At 50.4% G+C, this 19,324-nt stretch carries 14 protein-coding genes and 1 pseudogene; all 15 read right to left on the bottom strand.

All coding sequences use genetic code 11. From position 1 onward, the window contains the following. Nucleotides 1–26: 26 nt before the first annotated feature. Nucleotides 27–482, bottom strand: a complete 456-nt coding sequence (gene tssE, locus PZBJ_RS20795) for a type VI secretion system baseplate subunit TssE (protein WP_101764085.1) — start codon at nucleotides 480–482, stop codon at nucleotides 27–29. Continuing rightward, nucleotides 479–1,015 carry a type VI secretion system lipoprotein TssJ gene (gene tssJ / locus PZBJ_RS20790; RefSeq protein ID WP_101764084.1) on the bottom strand — a complete coding sequence of 179 codons (537 nt, stop codon included), beginning with the start codon at nucleotides 1,013–1,015 and terminating at the stop codon, nucleotides 479–481. The genes tssE and tssJ overlap by 4 nt, the downstream gene beginning before the upstream one ends. Then, nucleotides 993–2,060 (bottom strand): type VI secretion system baseplate subunit TssG, encoded by a 1,068-nt coding sequence (gene tssG, locus PZBJ_RS20785; RefSeq protein ID WP_101764083.1) that lies wholly within the window; start codon nucleotides 2,058–2,060, stop codon nucleotides 993–995. The genes tssJ and tssG overlap by 23 nt, the downstream gene beginning before the upstream one ends. Further along, nucleotides 2,024–3,778 (bottom strand): type VI secretion system baseplate subunit TssF, encoded by a 1,755-nt coding sequence (gene tssF / locus PZBJ_RS20780; RefSeq protein WP_101764082.1) that lies wholly within the window; start codon nucleotides 3,776–3,778, stop codon nucleotides 2,024–2,026. The genes tssG and tssF overlap by 37 nt, the downstream gene beginning before the upstream one ends. A gap of 63 nt (nucleotides 3,779–3,841) precedes the next feature. Continuing rightward, a complete protein-coding gene (gene tssA / locus PZBJ_RS20775) occupies nucleotides 3,842–5,413 on the bottom strand; it encodes a type VI secretion system protein TssA (protein WP_101764081.1) in 1,572 nt (523 codons plus the stop codon). Beyond that, nucleotides 5,413–8,793 (bottom strand): ImcF-related family protein, encoded by a 3,381-nt coding sequence (locus PZBJ_RS20770; protein WP_101764080.1) that lies wholly within the window; start codon nucleotides 8,791–8,793, stop codon nucleotides 5,413–5,415. Before PZBJ_RS20770 ends, tssA begins: the two co-directional genes overlap by 1 nt. Then, on the bottom strand, nucleotides 8,793–10,280 hold the full coding sequence (locus PZBJ_RS20765) for a KPHS_23130 family T6SS system protein (RefSeq protein WP_146001315.1): 1,488 nt from the start codon (nucleotides 10,278–10,280) through the stop codon (nucleotides 8,793–8,795). The genes PZBJ_RS20770 and PZBJ_RS20765 overlap by 1 nt, the downstream gene beginning before the upstream one ends. Next, complete coding sequence (locus PZBJ_RS20760; protein ID WP_101764078.1) at nucleotides 10,232–10,495, bottom strand: PAAR domain-containing protein; 264 nt, start codon at nucleotides 10,493–10,495, stop codon at nucleotides 10,232–10,234. The genes PZBJ_RS20765 and PZBJ_RS20760 overlap by 49 nt, the downstream gene beginning before the upstream one ends. Nucleotides 10,496–10,887: 392 nt before the next feature. Beyond that, a complete protein-coding gene (locus PZBJ_RS20755; RefSeq protein ID WP_101764077.1) occupies nucleotides 10,888–12,879 on the bottom strand; it encodes a T6SS effector phospholipase Tle3 domain-containing protein in 1,992 nt (663 codons plus the stop codon). Beyond that, nucleotides 12,876–13,649: a T6SS immunity protein Tli3 family protein gene (locus PZBJ_RS20750; RefSeq protein ID WP_146001314.1), complete on the bottom strand. Its 774-nt coding sequence runs from the start codon at nucleotides 13,647–13,649 to the stop codon at nucleotides 12,876–12,878. The genes PZBJ_RS20755 and PZBJ_RS20750 overlap by 4 nt, the downstream gene beginning before the upstream one ends. A 315-nt stretch (nucleotides 13,650–13,964) precedes the next feature. After that, nucleotides 13,965–14,717: a T6SS immunity protein Tli3 family protein gene (locus tag PZBJ_RS20745; protein WP_146001313.1), complete on the bottom strand. Its 753-nt coding sequence runs from the start codon at nucleotides 14,715–14,717 to the stop codon at nucleotides 13,965–13,967. Between the two features lie 15 nt (nucleotides 14,718–14,732). Continuing rightward, nucleotides 14,733–15,752, bottom strand: a pseudogene (locus PZBJ_RS20740) (DUF2345 domain-containing protein); the annotation flags it as partial. A 146-nt stretch (nucleotides 15,753–15,898) separates the two neighbouring features. Further along, a complete protein-coding gene (locus tag PZBJ_RS20735; RefSeq protein ID WP_101764073.1) occupies nucleotides 15,899–17,842 on the bottom strand; it encodes a T6SS effector phospholipase Tle3 domain-containing protein in 1,944 nt (647 codons plus the stop codon). After that, on the bottom strand, nucleotides 17,835–18,878 hold the full coding sequence (locus tag PZBJ_RS20730) for a T6SS immunity protein Tli3 family protein (protein WP_101764072.1): 1,044 nt from the start codon (nucleotides 18,876–18,878) through the stop codon (nucleotides 17,835–17,837). The genes PZBJ_RS20735 and PZBJ_RS20730 overlap by 8 nt, the downstream gene beginning before the upstream one ends. A 1-nt stretch (nucleotide 18,879) precedes the next feature. Then, nucleotides 18,880–19,324 (bottom strand): DUF2345 domain-containing protein (locus PZBJ_RS20725; RefSeq protein ID WP_146001312.1); only part of this gene is annotated, 445 nt, incomplete at its 5' end.

Raw genomic sequence — 19,324 nt, 5'->3', positions numbered from 1 at the left:
GAAAAGCCTTGATCAGGCAAAAAAAATTAAACAGATGCCCTGGCATCCAGATATTGCTGCTGTTTCATATGGCGGATCATCACGCGCCCTTCCGGCATAAATTCGGTGCCGAAGCGCACTAATCCGATCTCATTTAGCTCAGCATCAATCGCATAACGCAGTTCGCCGGGTATGCTCTGTTCCAGTAACACCACGTCAATGCGCTTCAGGCGCGGCTCGTATTTCAGCAGCACCTCAGAGAGCGTATACAGCAGCTGATGCGCGGTGCCGGGCATGCCCTGCAGGATGCGCGTCATATCGGGCAGGCCATAATCGGGGATATGCGACAGCGATCCGGCGCGAGTATTGAGGATGCGCTGCATGTTATCGAGCACGGAGAGGATCACCTGATCCTGTTCCTTCACACGGTCCAGCTCCAGCCCACCCGCGAAGCTGCCTTTCAGCAGCTCATACAGCGAAGGTTGATGATTGCCGCCACTCATGGTTTTGCCTCGGTGATCAGGCGCAGGCTGTTGCTGCTTAATTCAATCACGCGCGCTTTATCCGGGTCTAAATCGTTGCGCTCCAGCACCAGCCGCCAGCTGTTTTTCGCCATATCCGGCTGCTGGAACAACGCGACTACCGCGACAAATTTAGCTTCTTTTTCCATCGGCATATTCAGCGAAACGTCGCCGCCCGGCGTCAGCACCACATCGCGGTCGGCGAGGAGTTCGGCTTTGAGCACGTCCGCCGCATCGCCGGTCAGTTGCTGATATACCGCGCCGTCAAAAGCTTTGCGCTCGCTGAGCTGGAACACGCGCACCATCACCGGCTGCGACAGCGGATTATGCTCGCGGCTGTCGCTGTTGAGGCTTTCACGCGCGCTGAAATCCAGATGCAGGGTTTTAATCTGCTTGTAGAAAATCGCGTCAAACGCCGCGACGGATCCATCGGTGACTTTCTGCTGCAAACCGCAGCCGCCAAGCAGCAACAGTGCGCTGCACATCATAAATTTAATCAAAGTGGTAACTGACACGTCGCTGCTCCTCGCAGGGTTTGACCGGGCGCATGCCTGCATAGCAACCCAGTTCAGTAGTAAAAGTTTGGGGGATGTCGCTGCACGCCTCGTCCGCGCCCAGCACACCGGTCATGCCAAGCCAGAACGGCGCATCGCCCAGCTCTGGCGGGGCCAGCAGCTGCGTCTCCAGACACAGCCGGATGCGCGCGCGATAGCGCCAGCCGAGATAAACCCGCAGCATCACCAGAAAATCCTGATACAACTGGCCGTCCGGCAGCCAGCGTTCGGCTTCGTTCGGGCAGGCGGTTTGCAGTTCGATCAGCAGCTGGCTGTTGGCATCCATCGCCTCATCGCCGAGTGGCGCGTTGCCATCCAGCACGAACTCGCACTCCAGCGGATGACTCACCGGCACCGGACGCAGACAGTACGGCTGCACGTTCACCGAGGTGTTCGGCGCAAGCAAACGCACCAGCGCGCGAATGCCCTCTTCCGTTCTGCCCGGCTGACGCATGACGCCGAGCAGCGCCAGAAAGCGTGAAACCGGCGTGGCGATATGCCTGCCGGTGCCGGGAATACCCAATCCCACCAGCCCGAGCAGCGACTGCGAAGTGCTGTCGCCACCGCCCGCTTCGAAGGTCGCCGGATATGAGTATTTGCGCCAGATGCGATAAAACTGCGTCAGGATGCGGTGGTTAAAAATATCGAGAAAACCCTGCAGCGCTTCATGCCCTTCATCGCGCTGGGTGATGTCATCGATATAGCTGCCGGGAAGCGGCGAATCCACGCCGTACAATCCGAGGAAAGTGGTGCGCACCACCGGCGGCGCAGCGGCATCGGCTTCGTTGTACTCAAACGCCTTCAATTCGCCAGCCGGAAACCCCATGCCAGGATGCGGTAATAGCCGCACCGCGTCGTTTTCCGGCTTGCTGGTGCTGCCGAGCGGCGGCTTATCTTTATGCTGATGCTCAATCAGCTGACAGAAACGGTAAAAGTTCAGCCGCGTCAGCTCCTGCTCCAGTCGTGGCGTCAGCCGGAGATGCGGCGATTGTGCTTCTCTTCCCATTCGAGGCGCTCTCCGGTTGGCTGCAGGATTAAAATCAGACGGTTAAACAGGTGAATGTCGGTATACAACGCGAAGAAGCGGCTGAGCATTTCGCCAAACAGGCAGATATCGCCGCTGCCGGCAAAGCCGCTGCTGTCGAGGGTGATTTCAATCTGCACGCCGCGTAGAAGATAACCCTGCTCAAAGCGTTCGGTCTCTTTGTGGCAGACGTGCAGGATGGCGTCCAGACGGCGGCGGTTCATTTCGCTGTGTGTCCAGTCGTACAGCGCCAGCGTGCCGCGTAGCACCTCGGCGTTATCCATCATCCACAGAAAACTCGAGCCGAGATGGCTCAGCACGCGCCAGTGAAAGCGATCACGATTGGGCGGATAGCACGGCAGCGTTGGCGCGCACAGGTTGCGCACCTGCATCGCCACGTCGGTGCTGCTGACGGCGGTATCCAGCAGTGTGCTCTGCAGCGCGCGACGCGGCAGCTGGCCGTTGGTGCCGGTGACGCTCACCGACAGGCTTTCGTTTTCCGGCAGGCTGTGATTATCAAAGGCTTCGCCGCCGAGGATCATCCAGGTTTCATGCAGCCCGGACGGCCCGCGCCGCACGCGCGTGTGATAGTAATGTTCCGGCGCTTCGTGACGCAGCATGCCGCCTTTGTGGCGGAAGCTGCTGAACGGCACGTACGGCAGCCCTTTCGAGGAAATCACCGAATCCACCGAGTAGATTTCGGTATGGCCGTCCTGCACGCGCATCGGGCGCAGCATATATTCGGTCTGCAATCCGTTGATCATCAGCGGATCGGATTCCATCGCAAACAGGTTAATCACCGGCACGGAGTTAAGGCGCAGATGTTTTTCGCTGAACTGGAAATCATGCTCCCAGCGCTCGGCCAGCACCACGTCAAGCTCGAACCACGGCAGCGACGCGGGCAGCGTAACTTGCTCCAGCCCGCGTAGGTTCACCGCCATAAACTTCTCGCGGAAGGTGAAATATTCCAGCAGCAGCTGATATCCGCTGAAACTGCCTTCATCGCCCGGCCACAGCCGGTCTTCCTGGCTGAAGCCCTGCGCGCTGAAATGTCCGTCAAAGCGGCGACTGTCGGTTTCACCCGGCAGACGCAGTGCGATGCTGGCGACGTTAAGCGTCAATGCTTCATGTAGCGCGCAGGCCAGCGGCGCATCAGCGTTGAGATAGAGCGGAATGCGGCTGAGGTCGGTGCGGCTCCAGTCGGCCAGCGCGCCGCCGTTAAAGCGCAGGCGAACAACCGAGCGTCCTGCGGCATCGGTGGTTAATTTTGCCGACTCCAGCGCCAGCGGCAGCACCTGCACGTCGCGCGTGGTGGTGTAACGGCAGCGCGTGCCTTTTTCACCCACCGGGCGTGAAATTACTTCAAAGCCGCGTGCCAGCCGCATCGGCTCCTTCATCTCGCGCCAGTCGGGCGTGAACTCCACCACCGACATCGACGGAATGGTGCGCAGATAGTGCGGCCACAACAGGCTGACCAGACCTTCAGTCAGTTCCGGCAGGTCATCGTCGAACTTTTCACGCAGGCGACCGACCATAAAGGCAAAGCCTTCGAATAGCCGTTCAACGTAGGGATCGCGGGCGCCAGCTTTGTCGAGATTGAGCATCGCTGCCTGTTCAGGATGGGCGCGGGCAAACTCTTCGCCCGCTTCCTGCAGGTAGCGCATTTCAGCGTCGTAATAACGCAGGGTTAAATCGTCCATGGTATTCACATCAGTAATGTGCAGCCCGAACCAGTCAGGCAACAGGAAGTTAAAAAGCAGAAGTCAGCTGCAGAGGATGGCGGCCCTGACCGGGTCAAGCGTGATGAGGCCGGATAACAGCGAGTCCATTTCCGGCTGGATGCGCGTACGTTCACTTTCACTGCGCGCGGCTCGGGCACGCAGCAGCTTCAGCCGCCGGGCGCGCACTTCGAATAATAAGGTTGGTTCCCACTGCGCAAGCGTCAGTGCGCCGGCATGCTGATTGAGTTCATCCAGCAGATACAGCGCCATTTCACTTTTACCGAATTGCTCGCACACTCGCGCCATTAGCAGACGTATTAACCACTGATCTCGCAAACTATTGGTGCCCGGACGCATCTGCAGCCATGCCAGTGCGGCTTCCACGCTTTCCGATTCCGCTTTATCCACCGCCTCGTTTTCCAGGGACAGGATGTCGTTGTCAGGTCCTGCAACCAGCGTGTCGCTCTCCGCAAAGCCCACGTCGCTCATCACTTTTTGCGCGATCCAGTTGCGCGTCACCTCATCGGCAAACGGTGTGCCGTCTGAATACGAGAGCGTTTCCAGTCCCGGCAGCCTTGATAAAAGTCCATGCAAATCCTGCTGCACAATGTTCGCCAGCGCCGCGCCCTTGTCCTGACGATTCAGCGCTTCACAGGCGTACCACTGAAGATCGAACCACACGTGATTGATGGCCTGCGCAAACAGCGAGTCCGTCAGTTCCAGCAGTTCCGTCCAGCTTTGCTGCAGATACAGGCGCTTAAGGTGCGCACGGTGATCGGGTTTTGGCGGCGGCAGACGCGTATTGCCGCCGGTTCCAAGCGCGGGAAGATTGAGGATGGTATCCCAACGTACGCTTTTCATCAGATGGTGGGCGGAAAGCCAGCCGCCGGGCTGCTCGCGCAGGTAGTTTGCCAACACTTTCGCCTGTGCCTTCAAAGTTTCACCGGAGTTAACCGGCGCGAGTTCAGCAAGCGACGAATCATCCACGTCCCTATGTGTCGGGCTGTTGAGTGGCACCATCGCGCTGGCACCCCCGTTCTGAGCTAAACGCAGCTCCAGTGCGCGCAACAGCGGCTGAAGCCCGTTGCGTTCATCTTCATTAAGTGCATCTTCAATCAGCAGCAATGCACCGCTAATGCGGCAAACCCGCGCGACATCGGCTTCCGGCCATAACGTCAGGCTGTCGAGCATTCTGGCGCTGCCGAGCCAGGCCAGCGCGCCCTGCCGACTGCGGCTGCGTTGTGGATGAAGCTTTCCACCAAACTTCTGCAGCGCGGCGGCCAGCAGTTCCAGTCCTTCCGCCAGCCCCTGCTCGCCGTCCTGATGCAGGCGCGCCCACGCGTAAAAGGTGATAACCCGGATATCCTTGCTCACGGTTGTCAGCAGCGATTCCGACAGGCGGGCGATGGTGTCGGTATCAAAGCCGGAAAGCTTGTTCACCTCTTCACGGATCTGCATAAACTGATCGTCGTAAGCCGGATCGTCTCCGGCGGGCAACGCTTCACTGATCGGTTCCAGCCAGCGCGTCCAGTTGCTGCAGCGTTGTTGTGCATCGGTTCTCAGCGTGGACTCATCCACGCCGCAGGCGTGCACCAGTTCGGTCATTGCGCTCATTATTCTGCTCCCTCCATGTCGGTAATGACGTCATCCGTAACGGCGTCGCGCGGGGCCATCGCCTCGGAGGCACTGGCAGCATCGACGCTGAATATTTCCGTCGGCAGCGTAAAGCCGCGCAGGCGCAGCAGCGCCAGCGGGCCGTCGCGCATCTGCGTGCGCAGCACCCACGTCAGCGTACGCTTATCCGGCGTGGTGAAGCTCAGCAACCAGCGGCTGCGATCGAGACGTTCACGTTTGGCCTGCTCCAGCCAGCGGATAAAGCCCCAGGTGCCGGGATAATCACCGTAAATCTGTGCACTGCTTTTCACACCGGTCCAGGTCAGCAACGTACCCGGCTTCAGGCTGTCGCCCGGCCAGCGCATCGCCTGCCACGTCGCCATCTGGTTGAAGTAGCGCAGCGGCTGACCATCAAGCATCAGCTGGGTTTCCACCACGTCTGGCGCAGCGCGGCCCTGTAGTTCAAAACTGATGCCCTGCGTGCCGTCAGTAAACAGAATGTCGGACAGCTCGCGCAGCTGATTCACCGCCTTGAGGAAAGCGGGATTAAACGTCAGTCCCTGACTGTGTGCTGCATCCGGCACCCAGCTGCTGCCCTCTTTCTGTAGTACGCCACCGAGGCGGCTGCTGAGGAAGCTGTCGATGCGCCCGGCATCGCGGCGGATAAACTCCGCCAGCATCGGCAGTGACGCGTCACTTTGTCCCGCCGCGAATGGATAGCGTCCGTCAAACGCGGTGCGCCAGTTTTCCACGATGGAGCGCTGCCACTGCGCGTTCAGGCTCACCGCAGACGGTTGCAGGATGGTTTCCCACGCCTGCGTCAGCGGCTGCACGAACATCGTCTGGCCAAAGCCGCTCCACTCTTCGCCGAGGCTCGCCGCCATCAGGCTGCCGTATTGCTGCGTATCAGTAAGGTCAACGCTTTTGCCCTGGAAAACCGTCTGCGCCAGGGTTTGCAACATCTCCTGTGGATCCGGCGCGGCGGCCACCTGCTGCAGACGCAGGCGCACGCGGGTGATGCGGGTGAGATAGGTTTGCAGCGTCAGGCTGCTGTCGGCGGCCATCAGCTGAGAGCCGCTGTTTTTGCCGGTCAGCGCCAGCAATGGGCCGAAGGTCACATCCAGCGGTCCTTCAGGGCCGGTAGCTTTCTGGCTGATAACCGGCTTGTCTTTCTGGCCAATCAGGTCTTTGGCCGAGTTGATCAGCGTGTCTGACAGCGCCTCACGCTGCTGGCCGGTCTGGCCCTGCCACGCCAGCGTGTTCATTAATGCAATCAGAGGCGACTGGCGCACGTCGCTCATCAGCGTCAGCTGATCCGTAACGTCGGCGATGTTCTGCGCCGGATTGAGCCTGATACCGTTGAGGAAGTTAAGCCAGCTGGCGGCGAAGTCACTGAAATAACGTTGCGTTAAACGGGCCTTCAGCGCCTCCGGGGAAATCTCCTGCGGCACCGCGCTGCGGCTGTCGCTGAGCACCCAGTCGATTTCATCGCGACGGGTGTTGGCCGCTTTCTCAATCTCCTGGCGCACGCCGCCTTCCCACGCCTGGCGAGTAAACACGCCCGGAACTCTGTCGTCACTGCTGAACAGCCGGCGCATATCGGTGCCCGGCGTCATATCTTCCAGCGTCAGGTCGGTGTAGTTGCGGCGCACGTCGCGCAGGACGTTCTGATACAGCGTCATCTCGGCGTTGCGCTGGCCGGTCTGCAGCAGCAGAACCTGACGTACCTGACTCAGCAGCGACGCATTGGGTTTGATGCGCCAGCCGGGCTGGGACGGCAACGACGCGGCATAGAATGCCCACAAATCCGGGGCCAGCGTCTGCCACAACGACGTTGAAATGCCTGGATATTCCGGCTGAACGGTCGCCATGGTCTGCGCATAAAACGCCGGTTCGGCACGCTCCGGGCGCGCCATCATCAGCCAGGCCTTTAACTGCTTATACCCCGGCTGCGCCAGCGTGGCGCGCAGCGGGCTGGCAGCAGGCAGGCTGGCCAGATAGTTCAGCTTATCTTCCAGCGCGATGCGCGCCGGTTCGTGGATCAGCCGCTGCGCCGCGACGCCGTACCACGGCAGCAGCGCATCATGCAGCTGCTGCGTATGGTTAATGCCGAAGCGCTGATACCAGGGCGCACCGTGCTCCAGCCAGTGCTGCTGCTGACCGAGATCGTTACGCAGGCCGTGCAGCGCAATGAGCTGCGCATCATCAACCTTCGTTGAATTCACCAATACCTCGGCTTTATCCGCCGCGCTGACAATCTGATGACGGTTGAACAGCGAAGACGCCAGCATGCCCGCGCCAGCGAGCAGCATCAGGCTCAGCAGCGACCAGGCCAGGGTCTGTTCCCAAGGCAGCCCGGTGCGACGACCTCTGGCGCGGTCTGACGCGATGCCCTGCCAGAGCGCGCTGTCGGTTAATGCGTGAGGATGCAGGCTGTCAAGTACAGGCTTTGCTTCAGGCAGGCTGAACATCAGACCACGCAGCAAACTGCGGCGCGCGGGGTCCAGCCAGGGCGCTAAGCGCTGCTGCCAGGCCTGACTTTCACCGCTGCCGAACTGCTGCGACAGGCGCAGCAGCCAGTCGTTACTGAGGCTGTGATCGACCTGTGCCAGACCGCGATCACGCAGTGGCGCGATCAAGCTTTCAAGCTGCTGCGCAACATTTTCCGGCAGCGCTTTGGCCGGAAACACTGCGCCTACCGCGTTGTTCTCACGCTCTGGCTGCGGCCAGTCACTGCGTCCAAGCTGCCAGATCCACACCGGCGCGCGCCAGCGCAGCGCGGCGGCAATCTTCTCCAGCGAGCGCATCGCTGCATCGCTTTTTTGTGGTGTCAGGGTGGAATTTGAATCCTGAACCAGCACAATGCCGTCCAGCGGACGGCTGCGGCGCAGCTTGCGCAGCGCGGCGTATTTTTCAGCATCTAACTGAGCATCGAGGCTACCACCGTAAATAAGAACCGTCCGGTTACCCTCCATCCACACATTTTTGCCGAGTCCCGGTACAAGCGGGCTGATCGCGGCGTCGTCGCCGACCACCAGAAGCAGACGAACTTTGCTGCGCCAGAAGAGGTTGTAGCGTGAGCGAAGATAGTTGCTCATATCGCTCGCCAGGCATGTGGAAGCAGTGGCAGAGGCAGGCATATCTTCTTTTTTGTCACCCGATGGCCTGACCGGGACGCCCGCATTCAACGGACTGAATAAGAAGAAAATCACCGTACATATCAGGCACGCGAGAAAAACAAATCCCGTCAACGGTAACCAAAACTGACGGGTGGTTGCTTCAACGGGTAAGGCTTTTAGCTGGGATAGCAGGAATAAAAAAAGCAGTAAAACGGACACGGCAACGAGCCCGTACCCCAGCAGACGAAAGAAGTTTTTCATTATTTTTTATTCCTTTCGTGCTCACCGGCAGCACGGAAAAATCCCGGCAGCAGCGCGCTGGCCACCACCTTTCGTAACGCGAATGCCAGACCCGGTAAGGTCACGCCAAGTACGGCCAGTAAAGTGATCGTTCCCCACCACGAAAATAACCAGACCGGGAAGGCAAAACCTAAAGACCAGATAAGAAGAGTATTAAGCAGCACCGCCAGCATCATTCCACCGGCAGGGAAAGGCGCGGCCTGCGCCCGTTCGGGGGAAGTGTTCATCAGCGGCATTTTCCTGCCAGCCACCATCGCCCAAGCCTGTTTATCATCGGCCCACACCAGCCACTGGCTACCCATGTCGTAATTGACGGCTTCGATTGCCGCAACGGGCATCAGCCAGCCGGCAAGGTGGCCGTAACGATCGCAGCCTTCATCAAAATCAATGAGTCCCGCCATCGGCGCGGAACTGCGAAGAGACAACGGCAGTTCAAATACGGCAGACGTCAGTTGCTGACGCTGAGGGGCGGTGAGTCCACTGAACCACACCAGCCCAACAGATGAAGATGGTTGCTGGTTCATCTCTTTAAGCTCTTTTAGCTCGGCTGAGAGTTCGCTGGTTTGCAGCGGCATCGCCCGAAAGACTTTTACGGTTTCTCGTTGCTGAACAGCAGAAAGCAGTGACGGGGGCGCGAGTAATAACGCGCTGGCAAATTCAGCCAGGGTTTCATTTACCTGACGATAATGGATTGCCAGAATCAGTACCGGGTTGTGCGATGCCAGCAACTGGTTATTCCAGAACTCAAAAGGATACTCAGCGGGCAACACATGAAAGGTGGGCGTCCACGGCAGTGCATGCTGTTTCCACAGTGACGCAACACGCTGCTTTTCCTGCTCCAGAGAGGCGGCCGAGGTCTGGATGACAACGGTGAGCGCACCACCGGGATACCAGTTTGCTAACGATAGTGCTACCTGCTTCAGCAGCGCCTGGCTAAGCTGCTCAAAGCGTGAAATGCCGGGGATGAGCGCTTCACCGGCCAGCAATGTGGTGGGTTTATCAATAACGTCTTTTTTTGCGACCAGCCCTGTTAACTGAGGGACGCAATCCGTGCTCACCGTTAAATTTATCTGATTAACCACGCACAGATGCTGATGGGCATGCTGCTGCCAGGCGGCATGCACATTCAGTCGCCAGCTGTTCCAGTAAAAAGCTTTCAGAGCCTGAACTTCCCAGCCTAATAAATACACCGTCAGGATTGCCATCACACTCACCAGCATCGCTGCGGCCAGCGGCAGCCAGGCTCCGGATGAAAGGGAAGACAGTTCTTCCGCTGAACCAGAAAATAAAAGCCAGGCAACACTGATTAATACGCAAAAGAAAATAATAAAAAAACAGATCCACGGAGAACATGCGCTGGCGGGTGTCCGCTCAGGCACTTCCGGTACTGACCATCCCATTAGCCGATCTCCATATCCGGCAGGCTGGCGATAACCACCGAGCCACATTCCGTTTTGCAGCCATGTATTACGATCCCACGGCCATTTTCTTCATAAGATGCAACATCGCATTCGATAATACGGTTGGTGCCATGTAATGGGCAGGACACCGTATCATGCAGCAGGGCGGCATTTTTTCCCTGAATATCGAAAGTAGATGATGCAGATGTGACTTTGCCGCCGTGAGACGTAGAATCTCCCAAGACGATTGCGAGTTTGCCCATTATTATGACCTATATTTTATTTACTGAACGGCGGGTGGAATAACTTATTTAATAAAACTGACTAGGCGGAATCATTAAATGTCATTTAAAATCACCTAAACAAAAGAAGGACAAGTAAGGCATTAACTCCAAAGAATCATCTAATTATCGGAACACCATGATAATCGAGAACATTAAAAACGCAGAAAGAAAAAGAAACTAACAGAAAAAACACAACCACATAATTCAAGCCACTTCTTTTAGTTAAGACCCAATATATCAACGTCAGAACACTGCCTGATAAGATTGCGTATAAAAACATCACCAGATAAATTACCCCAAGCATTCTTTCCTCATTAAAAATCAACCAACTCTTAATTAAATTTTAACTTGCAATACAAAAACAAGTAACATCACCCAAAGTTAATTGATGTTCGTGAATTAATTTTTTTATTCATTTCATACCATTCAGCCTTTCTCTTTTCGAGTTCTACATCAGAAATGGTTTCTGTGAATATTTCAGCTGGAATTGGTGGGATGTTTAGCTGGCCTGTTTCAAAATAAGTGTCATATCCCTTAGTCCAGTCTGCCATATCACGCAACTTTGCCATAAAATTCTTATCCCAAGTAGCATCACAAAAACCAATAGGCAAATCATAGGTGACTACCCGTCGCATAAAGTCAGGGCTATTAGGTAATGTACTGTGATCGGTTGGTTGAGAAATATAAGCACCTACGCGAATACGTCTCTCCTCATCAGTTTCAAGACGCATCACTGGCTCAAACTGAGGGAATGCTTTGCCTGATGGTTGATAAGCACCTGTTGGAACTTCTTTTTTGGGATACAGCACAACAAAGTTATTAAACGTATCATCATTAGGAACAACAACTGACTTTTCATCTTTGTCAGATTTTTCGGAAAATTGTCCCCAACCCTTTCCCTTATGGGAAATGGGCATTTCATCCCATTCACTACCATCACCTAGACGTTTAACGTCAAAATCGGTCATTTGGTCAGCAAAAATAGGTTTAGGAACCTCTTCTGAATTAATAGTAATGGTTTGATATTTTGGCGTAGAATATGTTGGGTAATTACCGCCATCATCCCAAAAAGGTTTTCCGTCAGGCAAAGGCCAAAAGGGGGTTTTAAAATTCGGCGCGGCCCCACAAGAGGTCGAACGTGCCATCATTCGTTGAAATAAATGTCCTTTGTGGGCCGTAATTAATTTATGTGGTTGTTGCTCCAACCCACTATTAGGCAATCCTTGCCAACCAAGGCTTAATAGAGGAGATGATCCCATGACCCTGTCGTGTGGGTTACAATATATATATAACCTACCGTGATTATCTCTTTCAGGGATCTTTTTTCCCGATGAAGATTTATGAAATATATCTGGTGTCCAAGGTTGATTGTCTGAAGATTTACCAACAGACAATTGATTGTATTTATCCGGTTGCAGAAAATTAGAGCGCTCAGCTATTCTATTAATAATTGCCTCAAGAGTCTGTTCGCGTGCGGTGTCTGTAATGATCTCTTTATCTTGTGTAGAGAATTTATCCGTAATTTTCGGTTCCATTGCATAAGGTGAATTCAAAATGAAGAGACAATCAGGTGCTTTCTTAGCTAGTGACGTTGCTGCTAGAGCAATCATGGTTCCCTGACTGTGAGATATTACACTAACAGTGTCTCGTGGAAATTTATCACGGATAGAATCCATCAAATCAGCCAAGCGCTTTGCTGCATGTGCATAATATTTCCTTGGTGGTGCAGTCTTGAGCAAACGGTCAAAGTCTGGTGCAAAATCCTGCACTTCCAGACCTAAATAACGCATCCTCTCATTAAATCCGACATCACTCCAAAGTGATACCAAATTATTTGTTCCGTTTTGGAATGGCCCTCCTCCCCAGAACCAAGGGCCTTTCCCTCTCAATTCTTCTAATTTCAATCCTTTTTCTTTAAGAAGATGGTAGTCTTCATTATTTTTATTAACTAACGGTATTTCATATGTTCCTTCTTCACCATCAACTGCTCTATAACCCCAATAAAAAGGAACCACCGGGGAATTAGCCTCACCCGCATTAAGCAACACCCGATCCAATTTATAACCTTCTAAATCAAATATATTGTCACAGTTATATTTATTAGGAATCAGTTCAAAAGATGTTGATTTTAAACCCAAGCGTTCATTAAGCCCTTCACATATATTTCTTTCTGCTGTTGAATACCACTCTCCAGTGGAATTAACACCATGCACGAATAAAATGATCCCAGGGTGATGTATAGGATGTTTACACTCTGCCCTTACTTTAATACTTTTTGGAGACGGACTGCTTTTAAAATAAGGATTCCCGTTATCGCCAAGAAAACAATTAGACTCGCGAGTAGGATCGTTCACTTTATTCATTTCATAACTCCACTACTAGCCTTTAAATACCTAATGCTTCGAGGTTTGATATTGTCATCACAGTGGAATCGTTCATCAATTGATTGCGCCTCAATTTTGAAATCTGGGTTATCAATCCATTTGCCAACCTTATCTTTACTTCCGATGGATATTATTCGCTTTAATAATTCCTTGTGAATTCTATCCTGTATATAAACTGCATCATTGGTAACAATCACTGTATCACTTGGAAGTATATTTTCACTTTTGTGCGACTTAGCCCCCTCCCTTAAACTTTCGCTAACTATATAATGCTCCGAATTCCCATATTTATAGTTAACAAAGCGATGGGGGTATGAAATTAAATCATCACCTGCAGCATAGATAAACTCACCATTAAAAGATAAAACATCATTCTGTCTACTTATTGAGAATTCATCTTGAGGATTTTTATCGTCACCTTCCAGCCCAGCGAATATCTTTATCTTTTTGTTTGTATCATTGTAATACACAAGCCCACCACTGTGACAACTGACATAATTCTCTAAAGTAAAGAAGCGATGATTGTCTATGCGATAAACCACTTGCGGGTCAACATCGATCTCAACACTCCTGATAGCCCGACCGCCCGAACCACTTGGAAAGCCATAACCAAAACTTCCACCTACAGTAGCTGCTATCATAGGTAATACAAAATTCCAAACAACAATCATCACCACTGCAAGAGAAATTAATATAGCTAATATTATTTTCTTTCTTCTGCTCATAGTTTTACTTTCAGTATTATCCATTGTAATACCCCAATATTATTTTGATACCGGATTAAATGTCAGGATCTTATCGTAAACAATTTCAGATTGAGCTAGTTTTGTCTCGGCAGATGCAGAAACTACGCTCTCAATAGTCTTACCACCCGGCATGGTGGTGCAATACGGCAGGTTGAATATCGGATGACCCGTTAACGAGGAGGATGCTTACATTCAGCCCTGACTTGAACACTTTTTGGTGAAAGACTGCTTCGAAATTGAGGACTCCCGTTATCACTAAAAAAACAAGCAACATCTCGCGTTGGTTCTTTTCCATTCTTCATATTAGTGAACATCCTGTCAGTTAGAAATGTACTTTATTTTTCTAGGTTTGATACTTTCATTACAATGAAAACGATCATCTATTGACGCACTATTCAATACTAAGTCTTCATCATTGATAAAATTATAATCACCTGAATTTAATGGCGCCTTATGACTGTAGTAAAACTCACTCAAAATACTTGTTTTAGCAAGTACAGAATCACTCATGACTATGATGGAAATATTTGGACCAGCAACTTTCATAAAGGAATCCTTTGATGAGTCATTTACATCCTGAAAAGATATAAAGTGAGTAGAATTACCATACTTATAGTTAATATCCCTAGTAGGATATGCAATGATATTATCTCCAGCAGAGTAGATAAATTTACCAATAAAAGATAAAACATCATTACGCTCACTGATAGAAACCTCATTCTGAAGTTTTTTATCACTGCCCTCTATTCCAGCGAGCTTCTTAATTCTTTTATTTGTGTCATTGTAATATACAAATCCACCACTGCTACAACTCACATAATTTTCAAAGGTGAAAAAACGATGATCATCTATGCGATAGACAACTTGCGGATCAACATCGATCTCAACACTCCTGATAGCCCGACCGCCAGAACCACTTGGAAAGCCATAACCAAAACTTCCACCTCCAGTAGCTGCTATCATAGGTAATACAAAATTCCAGACAACAACCATAACAACTGCTAGAGAAATTAATATAGCTAATGTTATTTTCTTTCTTCTGCTCATAGTTTTACTTTCAGTATTAACCATTGTAATACCCCGATGTTATTTTAATGCCGGATTAAATGTCAGGATCATATCGTCAACAATTTCAGATTGAGCTAGTTCTGTCTCGCCAGAAGCAGAAGTAACTCCCTCAATCACTTTTCCTCCCGGCTTAGTAATGCGGTAAGGCAGGTTGGCTATCGGATGACCTGTTAACGCATTTGTGGCGACAAACTTCTCATCAAAAGTTTCTGGTGAAAATGACTTCATCACACCTTCCATATTCGCTGCACCAGCTTTACTTATGCCCGCATTTTTAACCAGCAGTTTGCCCGGTCCGCCAATCTCCACGTTGCCGCCTTTAAGCCTGATATAACCGCCGCCGCAAATCAGCGTCAGCTCATCCTGCGCCGTCACGACCAGCTTCCTGCCGCTCGAAATATGAGTGTCCTGCGTTGACCAGGTCGTCACGTTTCCGCCCTGCGCCTGCACGTCGATATCGCCCCGGAAAGTAAACAGCTTCGCGCCCTCGCGGCTGTACAGGCTGATTTGTTTGCCTGCCGCCACGGTGAAGTTCTTCTGCGCGCCGAGGTCCATCTGCTTTCCGGCGGTCAGCGTCAGGTTATCCTGCGCCGACAGCTGCATATTCCCGCCGCTCACCAGCGCCACGCCCTGCGGCGCGCTGCCCAGCAGCACTTCCTGCTGCATGTCTTCTATCTTTTTCTGCAGCAGCGCCTGCTGCGCGCTGGCCGCCAGCGACTGCATTTCCGTCAGCGCGGCGGACAGACGCGACAGCGCCGCCTCCATGTCCTTCTGCTTACCCTGTGCCGCTGCCTGCCCATCGGCGCTGATAAACAGCTCTTTGCCAGCCCGGATGGCGCGCCAGCCGTCGGTGCGCAGCTCAAAGCCTTCGCCGCGCGGCTGACGCTCGCCATCGACCAGATGCCCAAGATTCAGCTGGCTCTTGCCACCGTATTCGGTACTGAGCTTGATGTGCTCCTGGCCGCGCGTGTCATCGAGGCGCAGCTTGTTGTTCGCAGGCGTGCGCAGCACGTTGCGCCTGTAGTTCAGGATCAATACGGTTTGTGCCAATGGGCAGACACCGTATTATTCAGCATGGGCAGCATTTTTTTTCTGAATATTTAAAGTCGATTATGCAGACGTGACTTTGCCACCGTCGGACGTATAATCTCCCAGGACGACCGCTAGCTTATCATTATTGCTACCTATGCTTTATTTACGGCCCTATATACCGGCAACGTCATTTGCTCTCGATTAAATTTATCTGTGACAGTATCTCTGCTAATTAAATCGGGTTCAGGTACTTTGTCAGGTACTCCACTAAACAGGTAAGGATCCTCACCCTGTACCCAATCAGCTTTTCGGCGCAATTCATCCATGAAGGCTTTATCCCAAGTTGCATCGCAATATCCTATCGGCAAATCATAAGCAACTACCTGAGCCATAAACTCAGCGCTCATTGGTAAAGTACTGTGATCAGTTGGCTGAGAAACATAAGTTCTCAGGCGAAGATCCTTTTCTTCAAAAGTTTCCTCCCGAGTCACAGGTACCATCTGAGGTCTAGTTTTAGTGCCTATATTACTAAAACCGATTAATACATCTTTATTTGGATAAAGATTTATGTAATTGTCATATGTATTATCATTCTTATTACTGCCGCCAACTTTAATTTCTCCCCACCCATCTTTTTGTTCTTCTACACTATGTTCAGCCCCTACTCGGGTTCCATCAAATCTTGCCAAGCTTTCAGGTTGAATCGGTTCTGGAACTTTTTCTGCATTGATAAAGACAGTTTGCCACTCAGGAGGGTTAGGATATGTAAAGCTGCTACTTTGGTATTTGTCGCCTGCATCGTCCCAAAAGGGTTTTCCGTCTGGTAATTTGGCAAATGGTGTTTTAGGATTGGGAATATCACCACATGGCGTACTACGCGCAAGCATTCTCTGAAAAAGTGCACCTTCGTGCTTTAGTAATAAAGGATGTGGCTTACCTATAATATTATTTGGTAATCCTTGCCAACCAATTGAACGTAATGGACGAGACCCCATTACACGATCATGAGGGCAGAAATATATATATGTCCTACCGTGATTATCTCTTTCTTGAATCTCATCGCCATTTTTAGATAACAAAATCACATCCGGCCGCCAGTTTTTTTTATTACTTGTCTGACCAACACAAAGCCCACCATAGCCAATAGATGATAAATGTGTTTTCCTAGTAGCTACTTTACTAACTATAGCAGATAAAGTGCTTTCGCGTCCTTCAGGAGAAATACATTCATCGTCAGTAAGTGAAGCTTCAGTAAGAATATTGTGCTCCAATGCATAAGGTGAATTAAGTACAAATAAAGCATCAGGTGCATGTTCCGCTATCGCTACTGCAGCCATTGCTATCATTGTCCCCTGACTATGGGATATGATCGTAACAGTATCTTTCGGATATTTATTACGTACACTGTCAATTAAGTTAGCAAGACGTTTCGCTGCATGTGCATAATATTTACGTGGTGGCGCATTGGTTAGTAAACGATCTTCGTCTTCATTAACCCACTGTACTTTAAAACCAGAGATGCTCTCCTTAAAACCTTTGTCACTCCATAAAGAATGTAAATTATTTGTACCATTTTGAAATGGTCCGCCCCCCCAAAAAAATGGTCCCTCCTCTGCAATTTTTTCATTGGAAAAGCCTCGTCTTTTGAGTTGATGGTAGTCTAATCCTTTCTTATTAGCTAAAGGTATAACATACTTATTCTCCTCACCTTTGATTGAAGAATACCCCCAATAAAATCGAATCACTGGAGAATCTCTTTCATTTTTATTTGTTAATGGTATGACTCGCTCTACTAAAGGTTCATTCGCGACTTTTTCATCACTAACATATACTTTAGGTTTTAACTCAAAAGATGAATTATCAAGTCCTAACCTCTTATTTAATCCAGAACATAAATTATCTTCTGCACTTTTGAACCATTCCCCTGTAGAGTTCACACCATGAATCAAAATAATAACCCCTGGTAAATGAGGCGGCAAATCACATCCGCCTCTGACTTTGCAATTCTTATGTGAAGGGAATGATGTCCATGATGGATGTCCGTTATCATCAAATTCACATTCAAGTTCACGGATTGGCTCTATTCCATTACTCATGATCAATCACCTCTTTTCTTCCGTCTTTAGAGATATATGTTATTCTTTTTGCTCGTTCATTCATATTGCATCGATATTTATCATCCCTATCCATTTTGGAAAAAATCGGTAATTTTATTTTATTTTTATAAATTTTTTTTTCTTCCTTCCCAATGAGATCTCTTAATTCATCAGCCATGCGATTAATCTCATCACTCGTTGGTACTGGTTTCAGTGTTTTGGCGTAGGAGTAAATGTTAAAACTTTGATCGTAAACATCAGCGTAAGAAAGCTTTCTTTTCTCAATCTCTGACTTTATGTTTTTGTAAACAAGCTTATCCCAATAATTGTAAATATTTATCAACTTCCCTGACTCGTAGTAGTAGAAAATCACCCTCGTTATGTCGTTATAAGACCTCTTATAATCATCATGTAGAGGTTCTTCCTCAGACTCATCTCTTAAATAAACACCATTATTGTTTACGACTACCTTAAGTTTACTAAATCGCTTAGGTGTATCATAACCATCTTTAATAGAATTATAAATAAAGGTCTTACCATAATCAGGAGAGAAGTAAAAGAAAACAGGACAACCTCTTTCAGAATTACCACTACCACAGTACTGTTGCGTCGACGCACCAGGAAATGCAAGATAACCGTTATTGGCCCCATTAATTATGGTACCCTGATAAGCCGAAACACTATTTCCTTTACTGTATGAGAAATCATAAAAATCATTATTGAAACCCACAAAAGTCTTAATCCCCCTCTGGGTATCATTATAATAAACCTGCCCACCCTTATCGCATGAAATATAGTTCTCCAGCGTTAAAAAACGATTTTTATCAATTCGATAAATGATCTGACTGGGTGCATCTGTATCAACCTTACGCGCTTCGATAGTTTTTTGAGAGCCACTCATCCCCCCTAAACCGACTCCGAAACTTGCCCCCATGCTATGCACTATAAAAATTCCAAAAATCTTATAAACACCGAAAAATATCATAAGAATGACAAAGGCAATGAGAACCTTATTATTTGATGAGTTCCACATCATATTAATTTACCTTGCTTAAGGTGATTATCATATTGTCAATAACATCAGATGAATTGAGAGAAGTTGCGCCAATGCCATCGGTGATACCTGAAAAAACAGAACCATCTGGCAGGGTAATGCTATAAGCTTTGCCTGGTAGTGGTTCTTTCGTTAACGCATTCCTGATAATAAACTTCTCATCAAAACTTCCCGGCTCAAAGGACTTCATCACGCTCTGCATATTTGCTGACCCTGCCTTACTGATGCCCGCGTTTTTAACCAGCAGCTTACCCGGTCCGCCAATCTCCACGTTGCCGCCTTTCAGCTTTATATAACCGCCGCCGCAAATCAGCGTCAGCTCATCCTGCGCCGTCACGACCAGCTTCCTGCCGCTCGAAATATGAGTGTCCTGCGTTGACCAGGTCGTCACGTTTCCGCCCTGCGCCTGCACGTCGATATCGCCCCGG

Origin of the sequence: Pantoea endophytica, from assembly GCF_002858935.1 — a bacterium.
Lineage (GTDB): Bacteria > Pseudomonadota > Gammaproteobacteria > Enterobacterales > Enterobacteriaceae > Pantoea > Pantoea leporis.
This window is presented reverse-complemented; position numbering and strand designations above follow the sequence as displayed.